The organism is Rhizobium sophoriradicis (genome assembly GCF_003939025.1).
In the GTDB taxonomy this organism is placed as follows: Bacteria; Pseudomonadota; Alphaproteobacteria; order Rhizobiales; family Rhizobiaceae; genus Rhizobium; species Rhizobium sophoriradicis.
The window spans coordinates 346834-370016 of sequence record NZ_RQIH01000005.1 but is presented as its reverse complement, the minus strand read 5'-3'; the positions used below and the strand labels follow the sequence as shown (position 1 = coordinate 370016).

At 61.6% G+C, this 23183-nt stretch carries 21 protein-coding genes and 1 pseudogene; 7 read left to right on the top strand and 15 right to left on the bottom strand.

All coding sequences use genetic code 11. The annotated features are described in order from the left end of the window. Positions 1-147: 147 nt before the first annotated feature. The 5 genes and pseudogenes from EFR00_RS33505 (at position 148) to bfr (ending at position 6961) form a co-directional block, all read left to right on the top strand. Positions 148-1092 (top strand): ImuA family protein, encoded by a 945-nt coding sequence (locus EFR00_RS33505; RefSeq protein WP_009996764.1) that lies wholly within the window; start codon positions 148-150, stop codon positions 1090-1092. Continuing rightward, a complete protein-coding gene (locus EFR00_RS10795; protein ID WP_280950800.1) occupies positions 1004-2551 on the top strand; it encodes a Y-family DNA polymerase in 1548 nt (515 codons plus the stop codon). Before EFR00_RS33505 ends, EFR00_RS10795 begins: the two co-directional genes overlap by 89 nt. Further along, positions 2548-6012: an error-prone DNA polymerase gene (locus EFR00_RS10790; RefSeq protein ID WP_077992398.1), complete on the top strand. Its 3465-nt coding sequence runs from the start codon at positions 2548-2550 to the stop codon at positions 6010-6012. The genes EFR00_RS10795 and EFR00_RS10790 overlap by 4 nt, the downstream gene beginning before the upstream one ends. A gap of 98 nt (positions 6013-6110) precedes the next feature. After that, positions 6111-6510: pseudogene (locus tag EFR00_RS10785) on the top strand ((2Fe-2S)-binding protein). After that, a complete protein-coding gene (bfr, locus tag EFR00_RS10780; RefSeq protein WP_009994966.1) occupies positions 6476-6961 on the top strand; it encodes a bacterioferritin in 486 nt (161 codons plus the stop codon). The pseudogene EFR00_RS10785 and the gene bfr overlap by 35 nt, the downstream one beginning before the upstream one ends. Before the next feature lie 69 nt (positions 6962-7030). On the opposite strand, the gene EFR00_RS10775 is transcribed toward bfr, so the two are convergent. The 6 genes from EFR00_RS10775 to rsfS form a co-directional block, all read right to left on the bottom strand. Continuing rightward, positions 7031-7564: an RNA pyrophosphohydrolase gene (locus EFR00_RS10775; RefSeq protein ID WP_077992397.1), complete on the bottom strand. Its 534-nt coding sequence runs from the start codon at positions 7562-7564 to the stop codon at positions 7031-7033. Between the two features lie 24 nt (positions 7565-7588). Further along, entirely contained in the window at positions 7589-8779 is a 1191-nt protein-coding gene (locus EFR00_RS10770; protein WP_077992391.1) for a divergent polysaccharide deacetylase family protein, read from the bottom strand. A 77-nt stretch (positions 8780-8856) separates the two neighbouring features. Further along, on the bottom strand, positions 8857-10179 hold the full coding sequence (locus EFR00_RS10765) for a S41 family peptidase (RefSeq protein WP_003543943.1): 1323 nt from the start codon (positions 10177-10179) through the stop codon (positions 8857-8859). Beyond that, a complete protein-coding gene (locus EFR00_RS10760) occupies positions 10169-11572 on the bottom strand; it encodes a murein hydrolase activator EnvC family protein (protein WP_077992384.1) in 1404 nt (467 codons plus the stop codon). The genes EFR00_RS10765 and EFR00_RS10760 overlap by 11 nt, the downstream gene beginning before the upstream one ends. A 181-nt stretch (positions 11573-11753) precedes the next feature. After that, complete coding sequence (rlmH, locus tag EFR00_RS10755; RefSeq protein WP_009990313.1) at positions 11754-12236, bottom strand: 23S rRNA (pseudouridine(1915)-N(3))-methyltransferase RlmH; 483 nt, start codon at positions 12234-12236, stop codon at positions 11754-11756. Positions 12237-12357: 121 nt separating this feature from the next. Continuing rightward, complete coding sequence (rsfS, locus tag EFR00_RS10750) at positions 12358-12801, bottom strand: ribosome silencing factor (RefSeq protein WP_038692036.1); 444 nt, start codon at positions 12799-12801, stop codon at positions 12358-12360. A gap of 208 nt (positions 12802-13009) precedes the next feature. Between rsfS and EFR00_RS10745 the strand changes: the two genes are divergently transcribed. Next, positions 13010-13387 carry a winged helix-turn-helix domain-containing protein gene (locus tag EFR00_RS10745; protein ID WP_010051473.1) on the top strand — a complete coding sequence of 126 codons (378 nt, stop codon included), beginning with the start codon at positions 13010-13012 and terminating at the stop codon, positions 13385-13387. Positions 13388-13466: 79 nt separating this feature from the next. Here the strand turns inward: EFR00_RS10745 and modC are convergent, their stop codons facing one another. From modC to obgE, 7 genes are all read right to left on the bottom strand, one after another. After that, positions 13467-14564: a molybdenum ABC transporter ATP-binding protein gene (gene modC, locus EFR00_RS10740; RefSeq protein WP_077992382.1), complete on the bottom strand. Its 1098-nt coding sequence runs from the start codon at positions 14562-14564 to the stop codon at positions 13467-13469. Continuing rightward, positions 14561-15262 (bottom strand): molybdate ABC transporter permease subunit, encoded by a 702-nt coding sequence (gene modB / locus EFR00_RS10735; protein WP_077992380.1) that lies wholly within the window; start codon positions 15260-15262, stop codon positions 14561-14563. The genes modC and modB overlap by 4 nt, the downstream gene beginning before the upstream one ends. 223 nt (positions 15263-15485) lie before the next feature. Then, positions 15486-16277, bottom strand: coding sequence for a molybdate ABC transporter substrate-binding protein (gene modA, locus EFR00_RS10730; RefSeq protein WP_077992378.1), 792 nt, complete (start codon positions 16275-16277; stop codon positions 15486-15488). A gap of 483 nt (positions 16278-16760) precedes the next feature. Then, positions 16761-17360: a nicotinate-nucleotide adenylyltransferase gene (locus EFR00_RS10725; protein ID WP_106797013.1), complete on the bottom strand. Its 600-nt coding sequence runs from the start codon at positions 17358-17360 to the stop codon at positions 16761-16763. A gap of 38 nt (positions 17361-17398) precedes the next feature. Then, entirely contained in the window at positions 17399-18682 is a 1284-nt protein-coding gene (locus EFR00_RS10720) for a glutamate-5-semialdehyde dehydrogenase (protein WP_077992376.1), read from the bottom strand. Next, positions 18675-19844, bottom strand: coding sequence for a glutamate 5-kinase (gene proB, locus EFR00_RS10715; protein ID WP_077992374.1), 1170 nt, complete (start codon positions 19842-19844; stop codon positions 18675-18677). Before proB ends, EFR00_RS10720 begins: the two co-directional genes overlap by 8 nt. Then, on the bottom strand, positions 19831-20913 hold the full coding sequence (gene obgE / locus EFR00_RS10710) for a GTPase ObgE (protein WP_077992372.1): 1083 nt from the start codon (positions 20911-20913) through the stop codon (positions 19831-19833). Before obgE ends, proB begins: the two co-directional genes overlap by 14 nt. Positions 20914-20997: 84 nt before the next feature. Here obgE and EFR00_RS10705 point away from each other — a divergent pair, with 84 nt between their 5' ends. Continuing rightward, positions 20998-21864 carry an endonuclease/exonuclease/phosphatase family protein gene (locus EFR00_RS10705; RefSeq protein WP_009995587.1) on the top strand — a complete coding sequence of 289 codons (867 nt, stop codon included), beginning with the start codon at positions 20998-21000 and terminating at the stop codon, positions 21862-21864. 38 nt (positions 21865-21902) lie between these two features. Here the strand turns inward: EFR00_RS10705 and EFR00_RS10700 are convergent, their stop codons facing one another. Further along, positions 21903-22490: a GNAT family N-acetyltransferase gene (locus tag EFR00_RS10700; RefSeq protein WP_009995585.1), complete on the bottom strand. Its 588-nt coding sequence runs from the start codon at positions 22488-22490 to the stop codon at positions 21903-21905. Then, entirely contained in the window at positions 22487-23143 is a 657-nt protein-coding gene (locus tag EFR00_RS10695) for a GNAT family N-acetyltransferase (RefSeq protein ID WP_038692019.1), read from the bottom strand. Before EFR00_RS10695 ends, EFR00_RS10700 begins: the two co-directional genes overlap by 4 nt. Positions 23144-23183 lie beyond the last annotated feature (40 nt).

Below are 23183 nucleotides of genomic sequence, written 5' to 3'. Positions count from 1 at the left end.
TGCGGGCCCATATAGAACCTTTATCGCCGATTTTCGAGTGCGGAATCAAAGGCAGGAATAAATTCATAGAAAATGGTTGTTGACTCTTCTTCCGCTCTCTGGAATCCATAAGAACATAACAGGAACAAGACGGATCGGAGAAACGCCATGGCGCAGAACGCCCTGGCGCGCGAGCGGCTTTTTGCGCTCCGCGAAACCATCGCTAAGTTGGAGGGAAAGCCCGCGCCGGCGCTTGCGGCCGCGGAGCAGGAAGCCTTGGCGCAAGGACGCAAGACCCGCCAGGAGCGCATTCTGCCCCCCTTGCCGTTTGGGGTGGAGTTTGTCGATAGGGCGCTGGAAGGCGGCCTGCCCCTCGATGGGATTACCGAATTCCGCTCCGCGCTGTCTCGCGATGCGGGCGCGGCAAGCGGGCTGGCGATGGCTGTTGCCGCGCGGCTGCAGAAACAGGAATCAGATGCCGGCAGGCTTATGCCGTTGCTCTGGATCGGCGATGCCGTCGGCACGTTGGAGGCCGGCCGTCCCTATGCTCCCGGGCTTCGGGATTTCGGGTTGAGTCCGGAACGATATCTCCATGCCGCGCCGCGCAAGCTGGACGAAGCGCTCTGGCTCGCGGAGGCAGCGGTGGAAAGCGCTGCTTTCTCGGCCGTCATCCTCGAAGTGCGGGGCAACCCTGCGCATTTCGGCCTGACCGAAAGCCGCAGGCTCAGTCTCAGGGCGCATGCTGCCCGTCGTCCGCTCTTTCTTCTGCGGCAGGCAGGAGCGGAGGAGGCTAGCAGTGCGGCCTTGCGCCTGCATGTCGAACCGGCACCGTCTGGTCTGCGGCCGTTGCCGGATGGATCGAAGCTTGCCGGCAGTATCGGCAATCCGGTTTTCCGTCTCACGCTGGAGAAGAGCCGCAATCCGGCCCCGCTCTCCTTTCTCCTGGAGTGGAACCCCCATGAACGCGAATTTTTCCCTGTCTCCGAACCAAACCTCCTTCGTCCTCCAGGCGAACAGTCAGCGCATTCTGGCGCTCAGCTTCCCGCATCTGCCAACCGATCGTATCGCCCGCAGGCGATGGGGGCCCTCCTGGCGTTCGAAAGGGCGTCCTGAGGCGCCGTCCATCGTCTGTTCGGGCAAGCTCAACAATGCCATGCGGTTGACGGCACTGGACGAATTGGCCGAGCGGCTGGGGCTGAAGAAGGAACAGGGCGTGGCCGAAGCGCGCGCCATGTATCCGACGCTCGATGTGGTGGAAGAGGATCCGGCGGCCGACCGCCGGCTGCTGGAGGCAATTGCCGACTGGTGCGACCGGTATACGCCTTTGGTGGCGTTCGACGGCAGGGACGGCCTGTTTCTCGACATTACCGGCTGCACGCATCTTTTCGGCGGCGAAAAGGCGCTTCTCAAGGATGTTCTGTCGCGGCTGTTTCACATGGGGATCGATGCGCGCGGCGCGATCTCATCGTCGCCGGGTCTTTCCTGGGCGGTGTCGCGTTTCGGGCAAAGCGGCGTGATCGAGGATGAGGAGACGGAGCAAGTGCTGATGTCCTTGCCGATCGCAGCTTTGCGGCTGCAGGGGCAAACCGTCGATGCGCTGAAGAAGCTCGGTCTGAAATATATCGGCGACATCATCAATGCGCCGCGGGCACCGCTGACCCGCCGGTTCGGGCCGGAATTGCTGCTGCGTCTCGACCAGGCGCTGGGACATGAAGAGGAAGCGGTTTCGCCCCGTCGTCCGGTCGCCAGCCTTTCGGCCGAAAGCCGCCTGATCGAGCCAATCGGAACTGAAGAACAGATCCTTGCCGTCACCAGGCAGGTCGCCGTGTCGCTGCAGCCGTCGCTGGAGGCACGAGGCGCCGGCGGGCGGGTGTTCGAATTGGTGCTCTTCCGCGTCGACGGCAGGGTCTTCCGTATTTCCGTCGGCGCTTCGCAACCGCTTCGCGAACCGAAATTTATCGCCGGGCTTTTTTCCGAGCGCCTGCAGGCGGTCTATGACGATCTCGATGCCGGTTATGGTTTCGAGATCGTGCGGCTGAATGTGTTGCGGCATGATCCCTTCAACGAAGCGCAGGCTGACTTCGAAGGCGATCGTCAGGGAGAAATCTCCCTTTCGGCTTTCGTCGACCGTGTCTCCGCTCGGCTGGGTGAGGATTGTCTGCAAAGTTTCCAACTCCGCGAGAGCCATGTGCCGGAACGCGCCGTCATCGCGGTTCCGACGATGGACAATCTTTCAAGACGTAGGAAAGCCGAGCAGAAGGCTTCTCTTCCTTTCCGCCAAGAGCGCCCGTTGCGGCTTTTTGCAACGCCGGAGCCGGTCGAGACCGTACTCGCCGAAGTGCCCGATGGTCCGCCGCAAATCTTTCGCTGGCGGCGTATGCAGCATCAAGTGGCAAAAAGCGAAGGTCCGGAGCGGATTGCCATGGAATGGTGGATCGACGGAAGTGACGCGGAGGCGCGCGATTATTTTCGCATCGAGGACGAGAGCGGCCATCGTTTCTGGATCTATCGTCGAGGTTTCTATGGCCGGGAACTCGATCCCCGCTGGTTCATGCACGGTGTGTTTGCATGAAGAGCGAGCGCGCATTTTTCGAGATCGGCGCGAAGACGAATTTCTCGTTCCTCGAAGGCGCCTCCAGTCCGGAAGAGATGGTCTTGCAGGCTGCTCATCTCCGACTCGGCGGTCTTGGAATTGCCGACCGGAATTCGGTTGCCGGCGTCGTGCGTGCGCATGCCCAGGCGGAACAGCTTGAGGAGAGATACAAGAACAGAGATGCGATCATGGCCCAAGCGGAGGAGAACGGAAAAAAGGAAAGGATTTTCCATCCAATCCGGATACAGCCGGGCGCCCGTCTCGTCTTTTCCGACGACACGCCTGATATCCTCGCCTACCCATGCAATCGGCGGGGCTGGGCAAACCTCTGCCGCCTTCTCAGCGCTGGCAATCTGAAGGAGGAAGCGGTCAAGGGAACCTGCATCCTGACCGAAGCGGAGCTCATGGAATGGGGGGACGAGATGATGCTTGCCCTCGTTGCCGATCGTACCCTTGTCGAGAGCCAGGCGGGCCAGACTGCGCTGGAGGATTATCTGGAACGGTTTCGCAGACGTTTCCGCAAGGCTTTTTTTATGGTGCTGGCGCCGGCCTATGACGGTCGCGACAGGCAGGTGTTTGCGGTGCTTGCCATGCTTGCCGCCCGAAATCGCGTGCCGTTGATTGCGACCAACCAGCCGCTTTACCATCATCCTGAACGCCGGCCGCTTTCAGATGTCGTGATCGCGATCCGGGAGCATGTGCAGATATCACAAGCCGGATTCCTGCTGGCGCCGAATGCCGAGCGCTACCTCAAGGATTCACGTGAAATGATGCGGATATTCGGGGACTATCCCGATGCGGTCGAAAATACGCAGGTCTTTTTCGGCAAACTGACCTTTTCGCTGAAGGAACTGCAGCACAATTATCCGCCTGAAAACGATCCCGGCGAAACGCCGCAGCAGACCCTTGAGAGACTGACGAGGGCGGGAGCCGCAAGGCGCTATCCCGGGGGTGTGCCACCCAAGGTGGCGCAGCAGATCGATTATGAACTGAAACTCATCGGCGATAAGAACTACGCCTCCTACTTCCTGACGGTTCACAGGATCATCCAGCACGCCCGTTATGACCTCAAGGTGTTGTGCCAGGGACGCGGATCGGCGGCAAATTCGGTCATCTGCTATTGCCTTGAAATAACGGAAGTTGACCCTCAGAAGAGCACACTGCTTTTCGACCGTTTCATTTCGATGGACCGGGACGAGCCGCCGGATATCGACGTCGATTTCGAGCATGACCGGCGTGAGGAAGTCATCCAGTTCATCTACGGACGATATGGCATCGAACATGCCGGGCTGACGTCGGGAGTGACCACCTACCGCACCCGTTCTGCCGGCCGTGAGGTCGCCAAGGCCTTCGGCCTGTCGGAGGATGTTCAGTCGGCGATCAGCAGCCTCGTCTGGGGTTGGTCGGAGGACAATCTCTCCGATCGGGATGCCAAGGCGGCCGGTCTCGACGTCAAGGATCCACTGACCCAGAACGTGCTGCAATATGCCTCCGAGCTTCTCGGCTTTCCGCGCCACCTCACCCAGCATGTCGGCGGCTTCGTCATCACGCGGGACCGACTCGACGAGGTCGTGCCGATCATGAAGACGGCGATGCCGGATCGCTACATGATCGAATGGGATAAGGACGATCTCGACAACGTCAAGATCCTCAAAGTGGATGTGCTGGCGCTCGGCATGCTGACCTGTCTGCGGAAGGCCTTTTCGCTGCTTGAATTGCATTATGATGTCAAGAAGACGCTCGCAGACCTCGGCAACAGGGAGCATGGGGACGAGGGCAAGCCGGTTTATGAGATGATGGGCCGGGCCGATACGCTTGGCGTCTTCCAGATCGAGAGCCGGGCGCAGATGAGCATGCTGCCGCGCCTCAAGCCGAAGATATTCTACGACCTCGTCATCGAGGTGGCGATCGTTCGGCCAGGACCGATCCAGGGCGATATGGTCCATCCCTATCTGAAACGCCGGGAGCAGCGGGCCAGGAACATTCCAGTGAAATATCCAAGCAAGGAGCTGGAAGCGGTCCTCGAAAGAACCCTCGGCGTCCCACTGTTTCAGGAGCAGGCGATGCAGATCGCAATCACCGCTGCAGGCTTCAGGCCGGCAGAAGCCGACAAGCTTCGCAGAGCGATGGCGACATTCAAGCGGACCGGTACGATCGGCGATTTCGAGAAGCGCTTCATCGAGGGAATGGTCGCAAAGAATTACGATCCCGAGTTCGCAAAGCAATGTTTCAATCAGATCAAAGGTTTCGGTGAATATGGCTTTCCGGAAAGCCATGCCGCATCCTTTGCGCTGCTCGTCTATGCCTCTTCATGGCTCAAGGCCTATTATCCCGATGTCTTCTGCGCGGCGATGCTGAACTCCCAGCCGATGGGGTTTTACGCGCCGGCTCAGCTGGTGCGGGATGCACGCGAACATGGGGTTAGGATCCTAGCGGTAGACATCAATGAATCCGACTGGGATTGTACTTTGGAAGAGGCTGCCTTCGACCGAAAGGCTGTCGATTTCCGGCATGGGCAGATGCGGGAGATCATCAAGACCCGGCATGCGGTGCGGCTGGGTTTCCGGCAGATCAAAGGTCTCTCGTCAGACGATATGAAACGGCTCGTCGACAATCGAGGGCAAGGATATCGTTCGGTGCGCGATCTCTGGCTGCGATCCGGTCTGCCGAAATCCGTCATCGAGCGACTGGCGGATGCGGATGCATTCCGATCCATCAATCTGTCGCGCCGCGAAGCGCTTTGGGCTGTGCGGGCACTGGATGTGAAGAGTGCGGCCGAAGAGCTGCCTCTTTTCGAACAGGTCCGTCATATCGACCTTCAGCCCGAACCCGCGGCGGTGCTGCCGGATATGCTGCCGGGCGAGCAGGTGATCGAGGATTATCGTTATCTCTCGCTGTCGCTGAAAGCGCATCCCGTCTCGTTTCTGCGGGAGGAATTGCGAAAGGCGGGCATCACACGCAATGTCGATCTTCTGACGGTGCCCAACGGGAAGAGAGTGACGATTGCCGGTCTGGTGCTGGTGCGGCAGCGCCCGGGTTCGGCCAAAGGCGTGATCTTCATGACGCTGGAGGACGAAACCGGCGTTGCCAATGCGATCGTCTGGAACAAGATGTTCGACAAATATAGGGCAGTCGTCATGGGGGCCCGGCTGGTGAAAATCCGCGGCAGGCTGCAAAGCCATAGCGGGGTGATCCATACGGTCGTCGAGCATATCGAGGACATGACGCCGGCGCTTGGCATCCTGCAACGCGAGGCCCGGCGTTTCGGCGCTTGTGAGCGCGCGGACGAGGTGCTGAGGCCGGGGGTCGACCCACGGCAGAGAAAATTTGCGACTGCGCAGGAGAAGGCGGAATTGGAAAGACGGATGAGTGCGGCGGGACGCCATGGCGGTGCGGCGGAAACCGCCGAGGTCATGCCGCGCGGGCGGAACTTTCATTGAACACGTCAAAGCGGCCGCTGACCGGGCACACCTTCATCATGCGCTCGCTGCAAAATTTCAGACAATCTGCAACAGCCCTCGTCCATCGCTTCCAATCGATGCAATCGGATTCGAATTTTTTCTTGACAGCCATCATCTTCTTTAGCAAAAAACACGATAGTCAGTGTCATGTTTGGAAATGAAGACGTGCTTGTCTGCAGCTGCAATTATATAACCGACAAGGAAATCCGGGAGGTTATCACCAACCTTCTCGACGAGGACTGTTGGCAGCTTATCGTACCTGCGAAGGTCTACCACGCCATGGAAAAACGCGGCCGTTGCTGCGGCTGCTTCCCCAATGTGGTCGATATCATCATCCAGACGACCGAGGAATATCACGCCCGTCGCCACTCGACGGAGACCGAAATATTTGATTTCATGTCACGCTTGAAACGATTCCATGAGGAAAACAGGAGAGCGGACATTGAAAGGCGACAAAAAGGTCATCGAGCGGCTTAACGAGGCACTGTTCCTCGAGCTCGGCGCGGTCAATCAATATTGGGTTCATTATCGGCTTCTCGAGGACTGGGGCTACACCAAGCTCGCCAAGAAGGAGCGCGCCGAATCCATCGAAGAAATGCACCATGCCGATCGGCTTGTTGCGCGCATCATCTTCCTCGAAGGCCATCCGAATCTGCAGACTCTGGCGCCTCTGCGCATCGGCCAGAATGTCAAGGAAGTGCTGGAAGCCGATCTTGCCGGCGAATATGACGCCCGCACGGCCTACAAGAAGTCGCGCGATATCTGTCACGATGCCGGCGACTACGTTTCCATGAAACTTTTCGAAGAACTGCTGGCGGATGAGGAAGGCCATATCGACTTCCTCGAAACGCAACTCGATCTGCTCGAGAAAATCGGCGAGAGCAAATACGGCCAGCTTAACGCCGATTCGGCCAACGAAGCCGAATAATTCGGACGGAAATGCCGGCCACTCCGCGCGGCTGGCATCTTCAATACACGTCTTCGCGCAAAAAGGCGCTCAGTCTTCCGACTGCAGCGCTGCCAGATGCCGGAACTCGGCGATCACCTGGTCGTAGACGGCGCGCTTGAACGGAACGATCAGACCGGGCAGTTCCTGCATCGGCTTCCATTCCCAGGCATCGAATTCCGGATCATGACCGCCGGGCGGCGGGTTGATGGCGATCTCGCTTTCGTCGCCCTCGAAGCGGAAGGCGAACCAGCGTTGCGTCTGGCCGCGGAATTTCCCTTTCAATCCGATGCCGATCAGCGCCGGCGGCAGATCATAGTTGATCCAGTCCCTTGCTTCGGCAAGCAAGGTCACCGTTCTGATCCCGGTTTCCTCGTAGAGCTCACGATAGGCGGCGTCCAAGGGATCCTCGCCCTTGTCGATGCCACCCTGGGGCATCTGCCACAGCTGCGGCGAGCCGTCATATTCGGAATTGCCGTCGGGGATCCGTCGCCCGGCCCAGACCAGGCCATCGCGGTTCAGGATCATGACGCCGACGCAGGGACGGTAGGGCAGATCCTCGGCTTTCACGGTCGCCTGGCTCATCTTCTTCTCCGTTCAGGAATTATCTCAGGGGCTTCTCGGGTCGTTGGAAAGCGCCGCGACGCCGACGATCTCGATGCCGCGCATGGATGCTTCCTCGCTCCATTTGGCGATGGCGTCGACACTTTCATCGAAAGCCGAGGCGATGCCGATCGCCTGGCCATTCTTGCGGGCGATGCGTTCGAGCTCGTCGAGCTTCTTCAGGATGGCGCTGATATCGAGCTGGCCGTCGAGCTGCAGGTCGGCAAAGGCATAGGGCAGTTCGGTGCCTTTGGCGACCGTCGCCGTTTTCGACTGCGCCGACGTGCCGTCGTCGAGGAACAGCAGGCCGCGCTTGCCGATATCGCGCATGACAGGTTCCATGGCGGCGGGGTCGGAGAGGAAACGGCCGCCGAGATAGTTCATGATGCCGGTGTAATTGGTGATCTCACCCATCGCCTTGTGCAGGTTCTCGATGTTGCGGGCCACCGGCTTCGAGGTCAGCAGCGTCTCCGGACCGGGATTATTGGCCGGATAATCAAATGGCTCGAGCGGCACCTGCAGAAGAATCTCGTGGCCGCCGCGGCGGGCCTCCTGCATCCAGCGCTGCAGGCTGTTGCCGCTTGCGGCAAAGGCGAGGGTGATTTCCTCCGGCAATTCGGCGATGGCGCGCTGCGTCCCCGTCTGGCTGAGGCCAAGGCCGCTGACGACGATGGCAATGCGGATGCCACGTGCGCCGGATGAGGGACGGGCATATTGGTCCATCGGCCGCCGGCCGTCGGGGCCGACGATCGGCAGCCTGCCAAAGGCGGTGTCTTCGAGCAGTGCTTCATTGGGTTGGGCTGCCATGCGCGGGTCCTGGCCGATCTGCATGGCATCGACCAGCACCGGTCCGCTGCCGTCGCGAGGGCGGGGACTGTATTTGGTGACGACGGAGCCATCACCGGTGATCATCTGTTCGACATTGGCGCCCGAGCGTGGATCGGCGCGGGGCATTCCGTCCGCCGCCTGGTCGGCAGCGGCCGTCGGCGGTTTGCCGGAAGCTTGGGTTGCGGCCTGTTCGGCCGTCGGCGGTTTGGCGCGCTCCAGCCCGTCGCCCCGAAAGGCTGTATAGAGAGAAAAGCCGCCTATCGCGAAAAGGCAGAGACTGGCAGCAATGCGGCCGAGGCGCAGCACGCCGGGACGCCGGCTGGCGGTTTTGCGGTTGCGCCCCAAAGGCGCATGCAGGTCCGTTCCCAATTTTCTCGCCCGCTCCAAAACCGGGAAACAGCATAAAGGGTCAAGGCCGGGCGAGTGCCCGGCCTTGCGACGATCGATTACTTGGCGACGACGGCCTTATCAGGGTTCGGCGGGAAGGCCGGATCGGTCTTCTTGCCGCGCAGAAGGTCGAGCGCGTAGTTCAACTGAACGTCATCCTTCGGATCCGGCGGCACGTAGGCAACGGAGCCCGAACCTTCATCGGTTTCGCTCTGACCCTTGATGTGGCCGCGCAGGCTGGATTCGCCTTCGGTCACCATCTTGCCCTGCAGTTCTTCCGGCAGCGGCTCTTCGACCTTGATGTCAGGCGTGATGCCGGTGCCCTGGATCGAGCGGCCCGACGGTGTGTAGTAGAGTGCCGTGGTCAAGCGCAACGCGCCGTTCTCGCCAAGAGGGATAATCGTCTGGACGGAACCCTTGCCGAAGGAACGGGTGCCGAGAACGGTGGCGCGGCGCAGATCCTGAAGCGCGCCGGCAACGATTTCCGATGCGGAGGCCGAACCGCCGTTGATCAGCACGATGACCGGCTTGCCGTCAGTCAGGTCGCCCGGGCCGGCATTGAAGCGGCGGGTTTCATCGGGATTGCGGCCGCGGGTCGAAACGACCTCGCCGCGCTGCAGCAGGGCATCAGAGACATTGATCGCCTGGTCGAGCAGGCCGCCCGGATTAAGGCGCAGGTCGAGGACGTAGCCCTTCAGCTTGTCGGCCGGAACGGTGTCCTTGATCTTCTTGATCGCCTTTTCCATGTCGGGATAGGTCTTCTCGGTGAAGGAGATGATGCGGAGGTAACCGACATCGTCCTCGACGCGTGATTTGACCGCCTGGACGGCGACGACGTCACGGACGATCGTCAGCTCGATCGGCTTGTCGGCGCCCTTGCGGATCAGCGTCAGCTTGATCGGCGTGTTGACGGCGCCACGCATCTTCTCGACCGCGTCTTCCAGCTTCAGGCCGCGCACGGACTGGCCGTCGATCTCGGAGATGTAGTCGCCAGCGAGAACGCCGGCCTTGGCGGCGGGCGTATCGTCGATCGGGGTGATGACCTTGACGAGCTCGTCTTCCATCGTGACTTCGATGCCGAGGCCGCCGAACTCACCCTTGGTCTGGGTGCGCATGTCCTCGGCGTCCTTCGCATTCATATAGCTCGAATGCGGATCGAGCGAGGAAAGCATGCCGTTGATGGCATTCTCGATCAGCTTGTCTTCGGCCGGCGGCGTGACGTACTGCGCACGCACGCGTTCGAAGACATCGCCAAATACCGAGAGTTCCTTATATGTAGAGGATCCGGCCGCTTCTGCCGGCACACCTGCCGAGTAAATGACGCTCATCGCGGTCGCACCCATCAATGCGCCGACCAGAACAAGAGAAGCCCTACGAATCATTGCGTGCCTTTCCAGTGTCCTTGGCGGTCCACCACGGTCGGGAATCGACCGGTTTACCGTCTTTTCGAAATTCAATGTAAAGCGTTGGCCGGTCCGTTTCCAGCGCCAATGCAGTTGCGCTTGCCACTCTTTTCGCCCCCATCACGGCGAGCGGCTCGCCGGCGAAAACGAATTTTCCCTGACGGGTATTGATCGTATCCATTCCCGAGAGAACCAGGTGATATCCGTCGCCCGCATCAAGAATGATCATCTGGCCGTAACTGCGGAAAACGCCGGCGAAAACCACCAAGCCATCTGCAGGCGCCGTCACCACTGTCTCCGGGTTGGTGGCGACGGTCATTCCCATGGCTTCGTGCCCGGTGCCGTCGGCGTCGCCGAACTGGCGCAGGATATCGCCTGCCACGGGCAGCTCCAATTTGGCCCTCAATTCTCCGAAGGGATATGCGGGCGCAATGCGGTTTTTATCGGGCACGCCACTGTCGGCCAGAGCCCGCGCCTGAGCCCGCTGTTCGTCGGTCAGGAGCTTGCGGTTCTCCTCGGCCTGGCGGGCGGCGGCAGCCGCATCGCGCACGGAAGCGATCTCGGATTCCATCGACGCGACGAGGCCTTCCAGGCTGGTCGCCTTGCCCGCCAGCTCCTCCGAACGTTTCCTTTCGGCGGCCAGTTCGGCGGCGTTGCTGCGGCTGAGCTTGTCGTTTTCGGCAAGCAGCAGGTCCATGCGGCGCTCTTCCTCGATGCCATCGGTCATCGTCGCCGTCAGGCCGGCCTTTTCGGCCGCACTTGCCGTCTGCAGGGCGGCAAGGCTTGCAAGGTCTGCCGCGAGCTTGTCGGTTTCCTTGCGGATGCCGGGCACGACGGCGCCGAGAAGGATGGCGCTGCGCACGGAAGCGAGCGCGTCATCGGGAGTGACGAGCAAGGCTGGGGGCGGGTTGCGGCCCATGCGCTGAAGTGCTGCCAGTACCTCGGCCAGCAGGCCGCGGCGCTCATGCAGCGAACGGCGGATGCCATCCTGCTTGACGCCGAGATCGGCCAGCTTCTTCTCGCTTTCGAGGATCTGCTTTTCGAGCCCCTTGCGGCGGGCGGCGGAATCGATCAGCGCCTGGCGGATGCTCTCCGTGCTTTTTTCCAGATTGGCGATGCTTTGCTGGAGTTCGCTCACCTTGTCCGAGGAAAGACTGATGGATTTCGCCAGGGTTTCGAGCTCGGCGCGGGTCTGATCGCGTTTGGCGGCAAGTTCAGCGGCCGGATCGGGTGGCGGCGGCTCGGCTGCGGGCGGCTGCGCTGCAGATTGCGCCGCTTCCGGCGCGGCTTCCTGCGCCCGGACGGTGAAGGTGTTACCTGATACGACGATGACGGCGATACCAAAACCGGCCGCAAGGGCCGGCAGGATCATGCGGTGTCGCCTGGTTGGTGTCGTCGTCATGCGTGTCGGGGCACTCTTTCAAATCGCGCGGAGACTAAGCTGATTTGGCACGCTTTGCCAGAAAGTTCGCAGGCGAACGGCAGGCCAGGCGAAACACGGCTGCGTGACAATGCGACGCATCGTCAAAGGCTTGAGTTCCACGTGGAACACGTCAGACGCGATGATAGGGATGGCCGGACAGGATGGTGACGGCGCGATAGAGCTGCTCGGCGATCAGCGTGCGGACGAGCTGGTGCGGCCAGGTCATTTTGCCCAGGCAGAGTGTGGCGTCGGCCCGATTGTAGAGCGCGGGATCGAGGCCGTCGGCGCCACCGATCGCGATCATCAGCTCACGCTTGCCCTGGTCGCGATAGGCGCCGAGCAGATTTGCGAAGGCTTCGCTGTCGAGCGCCTTGCCGCGTTCGTCGAGAAGAATGAGGACGCTGCCTTCGGCAAGCGATTTCAACAGCATCGCCGCCTCCTCGCGTTTGCGGGTCTCCGCATTGGAAGCGCGGCTTTCGGCAACCTCGGCGATACGGGCAAGTTCGAGGCCGACCGCAGGGCCGGCCTTGGCGAAACGATCAAAATAGCGGGCCGCAAGATCCTTTTCGGGGCCGGATTTCAGCCGTCCCACCGCAAAAAGACCAACTCGCATTCACCCGCTCCCGCTTATGAGGCATCCGCGGCGCACAAAGCGCGCCCCCTGGCCGGCTTACAATGGTTCCCGGCCAGTCAATGCCACTCTCAGGTACCGGTCAGAATGCCGGCCCCGGCTGTCAGTGCCGTGTTTCTTCATCCATGTCAGGAGCCGCCCACATCTTTTCGATGTTGTAGAACTCTCGGATTTCAGGACGGAACACATGCACGATAATGTCACCGGTGTCGATCAGGATCCAATCGCCGCCCTCCTGACCTTCGACGCGGGCCGTACCGAAGCCTTCGTCCTTCAGATCGGTGAGCAGGTGGTCCGAGATCGCCATGACATGCCTGTTCGAACGGCCGGAGACGACGATCATGTAGTCTCCCAGCGCCGATTTTCCGGCAATGTCGATAGTGACGATATCTTCAGCTTTGGAGTCCTCAAGGCTGGCGAGGACGGCTTCTAAGGCGCGGGCAGCGGCATCGGCGCCACGTTCTGCGCTCTTCGGGACAACGGCGAGCGTTTTTCCCTTGGCGTGTACTGTTGTCAGTGCTTTCCCTTTCCTGGAATGACAAACCATGCACAACACGAAATCCGATCACGACCGGATATGGTTAAGATAGGCATCAAACCATTAATGTTTCAAGACGTGCTAACGTACGGAGCGGCGGAAAATCCGATCTGGCGACCGAATTGAACTATATTGCTGCCCCGCTGCTTGTCGGCGCGGTGTACAGTTTTCAGGCCGGAGCGTAAAGTGCGGGAAATTCCACCATCTGCAGATTCGAATGACCGATCCGGCCGCAAAACCACTCGTTCCCATCTTGCGAATCAGCTTCCCGGATGAGGATCGGCTCGGACGCGGCAAGATGGAGCTGCTGGAACATATCCGCGCAACCGGATCGATCTCCGCAGCAGGGCGGGCGATGGATATGTCCTATCGCCGCGCATGGCTGCTGGTCAGCGAGATGAACCGGATGTTCTGCGAACAGGTGGTGGAATCACAACGCGGCGGCCAGAAGGGCGGCGGTGCGGCGCTGACGCCGTTCGGCGAGCAACTGCTGGCGCGGTTTCGGCGGATGGAAAGCATTTTGCAAGCGAGCCTTGCCGAGGACCTTGCCTGGCTCGAGGCAAAGCGTAACCCGCGGCGGGATGGGCACGGCTAAGCCTCTAGAGCTTGATGCCGAAAAGTGTGAGCGGTTTTCGGACGACATCATGCTCTAAACCTTTAATTTAGAACAGGATTCAGATTTTAGGCCGACTAGGCCTAAAATCATCCTGTTCTAGGGCAACCGTCTTGATGACGGCGAAGACAATCTTGCCGGGTCGAAGGTCGAGGCGCTCGCAGGAGAGCGCGGTGACGCGCGAGAGGATGCTATCGCCGCCGCAGTCGAGCCGGATTTCAACCGTTCCGTCCGCATCCTGAAATAGCTGTTCGATCCTGCCTTCAACAATGTTGAGGGCACTGAGCCCCTCCGGTCTTGCCGTCGCCAGCATGACGTCGCGCGATGGGATGCGGATGCGGACCGGACTGCCGGGCGAGAGTGCCGCGCCGGGAATATGCAGCCGACCGGATTTGAGGGCGACGGTCGAGAGATGGTGCCGTGCGTCGAAGCTTTCGACGATGCCTTGCAGCAGCGCCCCCGCCTCTTTCCGGTCGAAGGCCGCAGAGACGCGGCTCAAAATGTCGACGGCCGGGCCGACCGCCTCCACCCTGCCATCGCGCATGACCACCACTTTGTTTGCGAGCCGCGCCACCTCGGCGATCGAATGGCTGACATAGACGATCGGGATTTCGGTCTGATCCCGCAATCGCTCGAGATAGGGCAGGATCTCGGCCTTGCGCGCCTCGTCGAGGGCGGCCAGCGGCTCGTCCATCAACAGCAGCCGGGGCGAGCAGAGAAGGGCGCGGCCGATCGCGACCCGCTGCTTCTCGCCGCCGGAAAGTTTTGCGGGGCTGCGATCCAGCAGCGTCTCGATGCCGAGCAGGTCGACGACGTGATCGAAGCTCTCGCCGCCTGCAGGTCTTGGCGCGAACCAGCGGCCGTAGGAAAGATTGGCGCGGACGCTGAGATGCGGGAACAGCCGCGCCTCCTGGAAGACATAACCGAAATGACGGCGGTGTTTCGGAACGAAGCGGCCGGCTTTGGTTTCGGTCAGGGTTTCGCCGTCAAGGATAACGCGGCCCTCGTCCGGACGGGCGAGGCCGGCGATGATGCGGATCAGTGAGGTCTTGCCGGAGCCGGAGCGTCCGAACAGCGCGGTCACGCCGCCTTCGGATGTGAAGGCGGCGTCGAGAAGAAAGGCGCCGAGCCTCTGTTTTGCCTCGACGATCAACGTCATTCCGGATCAATCCTTCGGCCGGCGAAACGCGCGAGGAACTCGGAGGCGAGCAGGGCGGTCATGGAAATGAGGACGGCGACGAGCGTCAGCCGCAGCGCGCCGGCATCGCCGCCCGGCACCTGGGTAAAGGTGTAGATGGCAGATGACAAGGTCTGGGTCTCGCCGGGAATGTTGGAGACGAAGGTGATCGTCGCGCCGAATTCGCCCATCGCCTTGGCGAAGGAAAGGATCATGCCGGTGATGATGCCGGGCAGGGTCAGTGGCAGCGTGACCGTCAGAAAGACCAGGATCGGGCCGGCCCCCAGCGTTCCGGCCGCCTCCTCGAGCTTGCGGTCGACCGCCTCGATCGACAGACGGATGCTGCGCACCATCAGCGGAAAGGCCATGACGGCGCAGGCGAGTGCCGCACCCGTCCAGCGGAAGGAAAAGACGATGCCGAAATGCTGATCGAGCAGGCTGCCGATCGGGCCGCGGCGGCCGAACAGGATGAGAAGAAGAAAACCGGTGACAACAGGGGGCAGGATCAGCGGCAGGTGAACGATGCCATTCAACACCGACTTGCCCCAGAAGCGGCCCCGGGCAAGCAGCAGGGCGACGAGGATGCCAAAGGGCAGGCTCGCCAGCATGGCGACGACCGAGACGCGCAGGCTGAGCAGGATCGCCGTCCATTCTTCATCGCTCAGGCCGAACATATCCAAACGCAGTTGTCTCCCTGGAAAATCCGGTCACCCGATTGCCCCTCATCCGCCTGCCGGCACCTTCTCCCCGCTTGCGGGGCGAAGGGGAGCAGCCGCAACCCTTCCGTCTCTTGCCAACGTGTCGCTGGGCACGTCCCCTCGCCCCGTTTACGGGGAGAGGGTTAGGGTGAGGGGCGGCTTCACGCTAAGCTGTCACTATCGATTCCGCAATCAATTCAGCCCATCATTTCAAGACAGTAAATCCCTGCGCCGTGAAGAAGCCGGCTGCCTTATCGGATTTCAGGAAGTCGAGATAGGCTGCGGCGTCCGGGTTCCTGCTCTCGGCAAGAATTGCGACCGGATAGATGATCGGCGGGTGGGAATCGGCGGGGAAGGTGCCGACGATGGCGACACCCTTATCGGCCGTCGCGTCCGTCTGGTAGACGATGCCATAGGGCGCCTCGCCGCGGGAGACCAGGGCAAGGGCGGCGCGCACGCTTTCGGCGCCGGCGACCTTGGTTTCGACCGATGTCCAGACACCGAGCTTTTCGAGCGCGGCCATGGCGTATTTGCCGGCCGGAACCGATTTCGGCTCACCCATCGCCAGCTTGCCGTCACCGAGCAGACCGGCAAGATCGAAGCCCTGCTTGATCTCGACCGGCTTGGCCTTGTCCTTTTCGGCAACGAGCACGATCCGGTTTCCAAGCAGGTTCGTGCGGCTGTCGGCCTTGATCAGATTCTTCTTGGCAAGGTAATCCATCCAGTCGAGGTCGGCCGAGATGAAGATATCGGCAGGGGCCGCGTTTTCGATCTGTTTCGCGAGCGCGCCGCTTGCCGCATAGGAAGTAACGGCTTGCTTGCCGCTTTCCTTCGCCCAGGCGGCATTGGCGGCATCGAGCGCGTCCTTGAGGCTTGCTGCGGCAAAGACAGTCAGCTTTTCGGCGGCTTCTGCCTTAGTCGGCAGCGCTGCCGCGCCAAGCCAGGAAGCCGCGATCGCGGCGGTTGTCAGTTTCATCCATTGGCGGCGGCTGTGCATGATTCCTTCCCGCGGTTCGAAATATCTTCATGGATATAACGGCGCTTGGGTTCTGGCCAGAGATATATCCAAGGAAATATAACCCTGTTGTCTGGAGATGAGGATCCACGCGTTCTTGAAGCGCATGGCTGTTCCTAGAGTAGGAGATTCGGCGGTAACGCCTTTGCCTGGGAAAGCCGACGACTGACCACCAGACCGGCCGTGACAATGGCCATTTTCGTTCCGCCTTGCTGATAAAATCGGCAACAGTCGAAGCCTCTCGGCCTCAGTGTTGCATCGTCAGCATTGCTGCATTGCACAAATCGATATTCATCTTCCGGCGGAATATGGTACAACACACTCATCGACACGGCTTCTCCTCCTCCCATAGCCGTTCGATAGGGTCGACAACACTCCTCCTCCCAGTTGTCGATCGAGTTTATAAGCCCGACGGATCCTCCCCCGTCGGGCTTTCTCGTTTCCGGGATTTCCCTAAAAATCAGTCTATTCGGCGCTGTCCGGTTGCGCGCCGTTGCGGATTGCCGTCGAGCTCAGGCCGGACCGTGGTCCGTGGATGAAGGTCCAGGCCGGTGCCCGCTTCTTCCAGAGCACGCGCGCGTCATCCTCGTCGACGCGGGCAAAATCGAAGGTCCGCGTCATCTTCGAGGAGAGGTAGGAGAGTGTCGCGCCCGGCCGGTCGATCACGGCGATCGGGAAAGTGCGGGCAATCTCCTGCCACTTCTGCCATTTGTGAAAGGTCTGCAGGCTGTCGGCGCCCATGATCCAGATGAAATGTACATGCGGATTGCAGGCCTTGATGCGGGCAAGCGTATTGGCGGTGTAGCTGACGCCGAGCGCCTGTTCGAAAGCGGTGACCTTAATGCGCGGATCGGCGGCGATACGTTCGCTTTCGGCAATGCGTTCGGCAAGCGGTGCGAGCTGGTTGCGGCTCTTCAATGGATTGCCCGGGGTCACCATCCACCAGAGCTGGTCGAGGCCGAGCCGCTTGATTGCGATCTCGGCAACAAGCGCGTGGCCCTGATGCGGCGGGTTGAACGAACCGCCGAACAGGCCGACGGCCATGCCGCGTTCGCTGTGCGGCATGCGGAGGTAGCGCCGATCCAGTTTTTCCGTCGTCCACGTCAAGGTCGGGTCTGTCCGGCACCGCGCACCCGGTATTTGAAGGAGGTGAGCTGCTCGACGCCTACCGGGCCGCGAGCATGCATCTTACCGGTAGCAATGCCGATCTCCGCGCCCATGCCGAACTCACCGCCATCGGCAAATTGCGTCGAGGCATTGTGCAGCAGGATAGCCGAATCGACTTCGGTGAAGAAACGCTCGACCACCGCCGGGTCCTCGGCGATCACGGCCTCGGTGTGGTTCGACGAATAGGTCTGAATATGGGCGATCGCGCCCGATATGCCATCGACGACCGCGACCGAAATGATCGCGTCGAGATATTCGGTCGTCCAGTCCTCCTCGGTCGCCGGCTTGATGCCGGGAGCGACCTTCAGCACCGTCGCGGAGCCGCGGATCTCGCAGCCTGCTTCGGTGAGAACCTCAAGCAGCGGCGTCAGATGCGTGCCGATCGCGGCACCGTCGACGAGCAGGGTTTCGGCCGCGCCGCAAATGCCGGTGCGGCGCATCTTGGCATTGACGACGATCTGCTTCGCCATCTCGATATCGGCGGAGGCATCGACATAGATGTGGCAAAGACCTTCGAGATGGGCAAAGACCGGCACGCGCGCCTCGCTCTGCACGCGGGCCACCAGGCTCTTACCGCCGCGCGGGACGATGACGTCGATTGCGCCGTCCAGACCGCGCAGCATGCCGCCGACGGCAGCGCGATCGGTGATCGGAACGAGCTGGATAGCCTGCTCTGGAAGGCCGGCGGCCTTCAGGCCCTCAACCAAGCAGGCATGGATAGCCTGCGATGAACGGCGCGAATCCGAGCCGCAGCGCAGGATCACGGCATTGCCCGCCTTGAGGCAAAGGGCGCCGGCATCGGCGGTGACGTTCGGCCGGCTTTCGAAGATGACGCCAATGACGCCGAGCGGCGTGCGGACGCGCTCGATCTTCAGGCCGTTCGGCCGATCCCAGGCGGCGATGACTTCGCCGACCGGATCGGCAAGGGCGGCGATGGCGCGGATTCCCTCGGCCATCTCGGCGACACGCTTGTCGTTCAGCGTCAGCCGGTCGACGAAGGAGGCGAGCATCTCGCTGCCTTCGATGTCCTTCAGGTCCTTGGCGTTCTCGGCAAGGATATGCGCCTTGTTCGCGAGGATCGCGTCGGCCATGGCATTCAAGGCGCTGTTCTTCGCCTCGGTGGACGCAGAGCCCAACGGTCGCGCGGCAGCCTTGGCCTTGCGGCCGATGTCGATCATCAGCGCGTCAATGTCAGGGCTTAGCGCAACGGTATCAAGCATAGCTCGCGTCCTTTTTCTGCCTTTCCGATTTCTGTCTGATCTGTGCGGTCATTACCATGTCGTCGCGATGGACCATGGCGGCGCGCCCGGCATAGCCTAGGATTGCCGCGATTTCGGCCGACTTGCGGCCGGCGATCCGACGGGCGTCCTCGGCATCGTAGCTCACCAGACCGCGGGCGATCTCGCGACCTTCAGGGCCGATGATCGCCACCGTGTCGCCACGGCTGAAGAGGCCGGAAACGCTGCGCACGCCGGCGGGAAGCAGGCTCTTGCCGGCCCCGAGGGCGGTGACGGCGCCGTCATCGACATGCAGTTCTCCGGCCGGCTGCAACTGCCCGGCAATCCAGGTTTTGCGGGCGGTCACCGGCGTGCCCGACGGCGCGAACCAGGAGGAGCGGGCGCCGTTTTCGATCGCCGACAGCGGGCTATCGGTCTTGCCGGAGGCAATGATCATGGCACAGCCCGAGGTCGTGGCGATCTTGCCGGCATCGATCTTGGTGCGCATGCCGCCGCGTGAAAGCTCGGAAGCGGCGCCGCCGGCCATCGCCTCGATGTCAGGGGTGATTTCGGCGATCGTCTCCAGGAAGGCCGCATTCGGATCGAGATGCGGCGGAGCGGTATAAAGGCCGTCGATATCGGAGAGAAGGATCAGCAGGTCGGCGCCAGTCATGGTCGCGACGCGGGCCGCCAGCCGATCATTGTCGCCATAGCGGATTTCGCTGGTCGCGACCGTATCGTTCTCGTTGATAACAGGCACGGCGCCGATTTTCAAAAGCTGGTTGATGGTGGCGCGCGCATTGAGATAGCGGCGGCGCTCTTCGGTATCGCCGAGCGTCAACAGGATCTGGCCGGCGACGATTTCGTCGCGCGACAGGCTTTCCGACCAGGCACGCGCGAGCGCGATCTGGCCGACGGCAGCGGCCGCCTGGCTTTCCTCGAGCTTCAGCGCGCCGGAAGGCAGGTCGAGCACCGAGCGGCCGAGCGCGATCGCGCCCGAGGAAACGACGAGCACATCGATCCCCTTGGCCTTCAGCCCCGCAATGTCGGCACACATGGCATCGAGCCAAGCCTTTTTCAGCCCGGCCTTGCGGTCGACCAGGAGGGCCGAGCCGATCTTGATGACGATGCGGCGGTAGCGGCCGAGCGGCTTACGGCTGGTCATCGGCCTCATCCTCGCCCTCGTCGGAGACGATCATGTCGCGATGCCTGAGCTTCGGCACCTTGACCGGCTTTTCCTCGGCATTTTCTTCGACGATGATATCGCGCAGCGCCCGTAGCACCTCGGTCATGCCCTTGCCGGTGACGGCCGAAATCAGGAACGGCGTCTTGCCGCAGGCCTTGGCCAGCTCTTTCGTCTTCTTTTTCAGTTCGGCCTCGTCGAGCACGTCGATCTGCGAGAGTGCCACGATCTCCGGCTTGTCGGTGAGATCGTTGCCATAGGCTTCGAGCTCGTGTTTGACCGTCTTATAGGCTTTGCCGACCTTTTCCTCCTGCGCGGAGACGAGGTGCAGCAGCACGCGGGTGCGCTCGACATGGCCGAGGAACCGATCGCCGATGCCTACACCTTCATGGGCGCCTTCGATCAGGCCGGGAATGTCGGCCAAGATGAATTCCCGTTCGTCGATGGTGGCGACGCCGAGATTGGGATGCAGCGTGGTGAAGGGATAGTTGGCGATTTTCGGCCGGGCGCGGGTGACGGACGCGAGGAAGGTCGATTTGCCGGCATTGGGCAGGCCGACGAGGCCGGCATCGGCAATCAGCTTCAGGCGCAGCCAGATGGTCTTTTCCTCGCCGGGCAGGCCGGGATTGGCCCAATCCGGCGCCTGATTGGTCGAGGTCTTGAAATGGGCGTTGCCGAAGCCGCCGTTGCCGCCACGGGCGAGGCAGTAACGCTGGCCTTCGACGGTGAGGTCGCAGATCAGCGTTTCCCGGTCTTCCTCGAAGATCTGGGTGCCGACAGGGACCTTGAGCGTCACGTCACTGCCATTGGCGCCGGTGCGGTTCCTGCCCATGCCATGGGTGCCGATCGTCGCCTTGAAATGCTGCTGATAGCGGAAATCGATCAGCGTGTTGAGGCCGTTGACCGTCTCCACCCAGACGTCGCCGCCGCGTCCGCCGTCACCGCCATCGGGGCCGCCGAACTCGATGAATTTCTCGCGCCGGAAGGAGACGCTGCCCGCGCCGCCGTCGCCGGATCGGATATAGACCTTTGCTTCGTCGAGAAATTTCATTTCACTTCCAGTATCCGGTGGCAGTTGGACGGCCCGTCTTGGCCCATTCGATATAGGCGGTTCCGACGGAGGTCAAAGATTATCGTGAATTTTGCGAGCTATAACATACAGTACGGCTTCGGTCTCGACGGCAGATACGATCTCGCGCGCATTGCCCGGAGCCTCGAACGGGCCGACATCATCGCGCTGCAGGAGGTGACCCGCGGCTTCTCGCGCAACGGCTTTGCCGACATGGTGGCCGGTATCGCCGCCTTCTTTCCCGACCATTTCTGGGTGTATGGGCCGGCCTGCGACCTGCATGTCGAGGCTGATCAAGGCAAGTCCGCGCCGGCACCCGGCACGCGCTTTCAGTTCGGCAATATGGTGCTGTCGCGCTGGCCGATCGTCTCGACCCGGACGCTGCTTCTGCCGCGCAGCCGCACGCTCGGCAAGATCAACCCGCAGCGCGGCGCGACCGAGGCGGTCATCACCGTGCCCGGGGGCGCGATCCGCGTCTACTCCGTCCATCTCGACCACGTTTCTCCCGACGAACGCATCCGCCAGCTGCAATTTTTGAACGCGCATATCAATGCTTTCGTCCAGGAGGGCGGTTCGCTGACGGGAGCGGCCGAATTCGATCTGCCGGAGCCGCCGCTGCCGGAGGATTACGTCATCATGGGCGATTTCAACATGGAGCCGGAATCGCCGGAATATTGTGCGCTTGCCGGTGCCGCCGGCGGATATTACGGCCGCGTCGCCAGGATCGGCACACCGGTCGACGCCTTTGCCACGCTCGAAGCCTATCGCCCCGAGAGCTACAGCTGGATGGATCCCGAGGATCACGGCAAACGCATGCATCTCGATTATTGCTTCGTCAGTTGCGGCCTCGTGAGCCGGTTGAAATCCGCCCGGATCGACACGCAATCCGTCGGCTCCGATCATTTCCCGCTCTGGGTCGAGATCGGCGATTGACCGAGACGCCGCCGGTGGCGGCGTCTCCCTTCCTTCGATTAGGCAACCTTCCGCGGCTGCAGCATGCCCGGCTGCAGTACGGTTTCGATGTGCGAAACCATGGTATTGCGGGCGAAACAATAGATTTCGCCGCAACCCGTCATGCGGAAACCGAGCTTCTCCTGCAGTCTCAGCGACGCCGGATTGTCGGCGAAGACGCCGGAATGGATCGGCGTCTCCGGCATGCGGCGCGAGAAGCGCTCGATGATCGCCGCCACCGCCTCGCTCATATAGCCGCGCCGCCAGTAGTAGCGGTTCAGCCAGTAGCCGAGGTGCCAGCGGCCATGGCGCAGCTCGATCGAGACGTTGCCGATATGAACATCGTCCTTGCCTGTTATCGCCAGCGGCCAGTCCGGCAGGGTGCCCGAGGTCACCGGGATCAGCCAGTCCAGTGCATCCTGCCGGTCGAAGGGCGCGGGAACGCGGGACAGCATGCGTGTGACCGCGAAATCAGAAAGCGATTCCGCGATCGCAGGCGCATCGCTCAGCCTGTGGGGGCGGAGCGTCAGCCGCGATGTCGAGATGACAGGCGCGGGGCCGGGCATCATCGGTCTGGTTTCCGGCCTTTGCAGCGCGGTCGTGCTCATGCGATGTTCCCCCAGCTTCTCAGCGACATCCAGGTCTTGCGGTCGAGCCTGTACCATTCCACAGGCACGTTGCTGCCAAGCGCCAGCGAGGCGGCGAGCCCCGAACCCTGGAACTGGAAGCCGCACTTCTGGATGACACGCCGGGAGGCGACGTTCATCACCCTGCAGCGGGCGTCGATCTGGTCGACGTCCTGACGGGTCCTGAACACCATATCGACCAGGGCATGGCAGGCCTCGGTTGTATAACCCTGGTTCCAATAGGGCTCACCCAGCCAGTAACCGATCTCGACGGTCTTGCCGTCGGTATGCGGTTCGACGCCGCAGCAGCCGATAAAGGCGCCGTTTTCGGCTTTGGTGATCGCATAGACGCACTTACCGATCTCGCCATTTCGCGTACGCCAAACAAAGTCGGCGGCATCATTGGCGGTATAGGGGTGCGGCATACGCGATACCATGGTGGCGACTTTGGCGTTGTTGGCGAGATGGGCAAGGGCGTCGATGTCTTCTTCATGGGGCGCGCGCATGACGAGCCTTTCCGATAACAAGACAGGGCAATCGGTCCTTAACCGCTCCGGCCTCAGCCGTTCTATGGGAGACCGCTGGTCTTCCCGGGGAGACCGTGATTGGTCTGCCCTCAACAATTCGCCTTGCATGTTCAGTCCTCCTGTTTGGACAAAGAAAAAGGGGAGATGG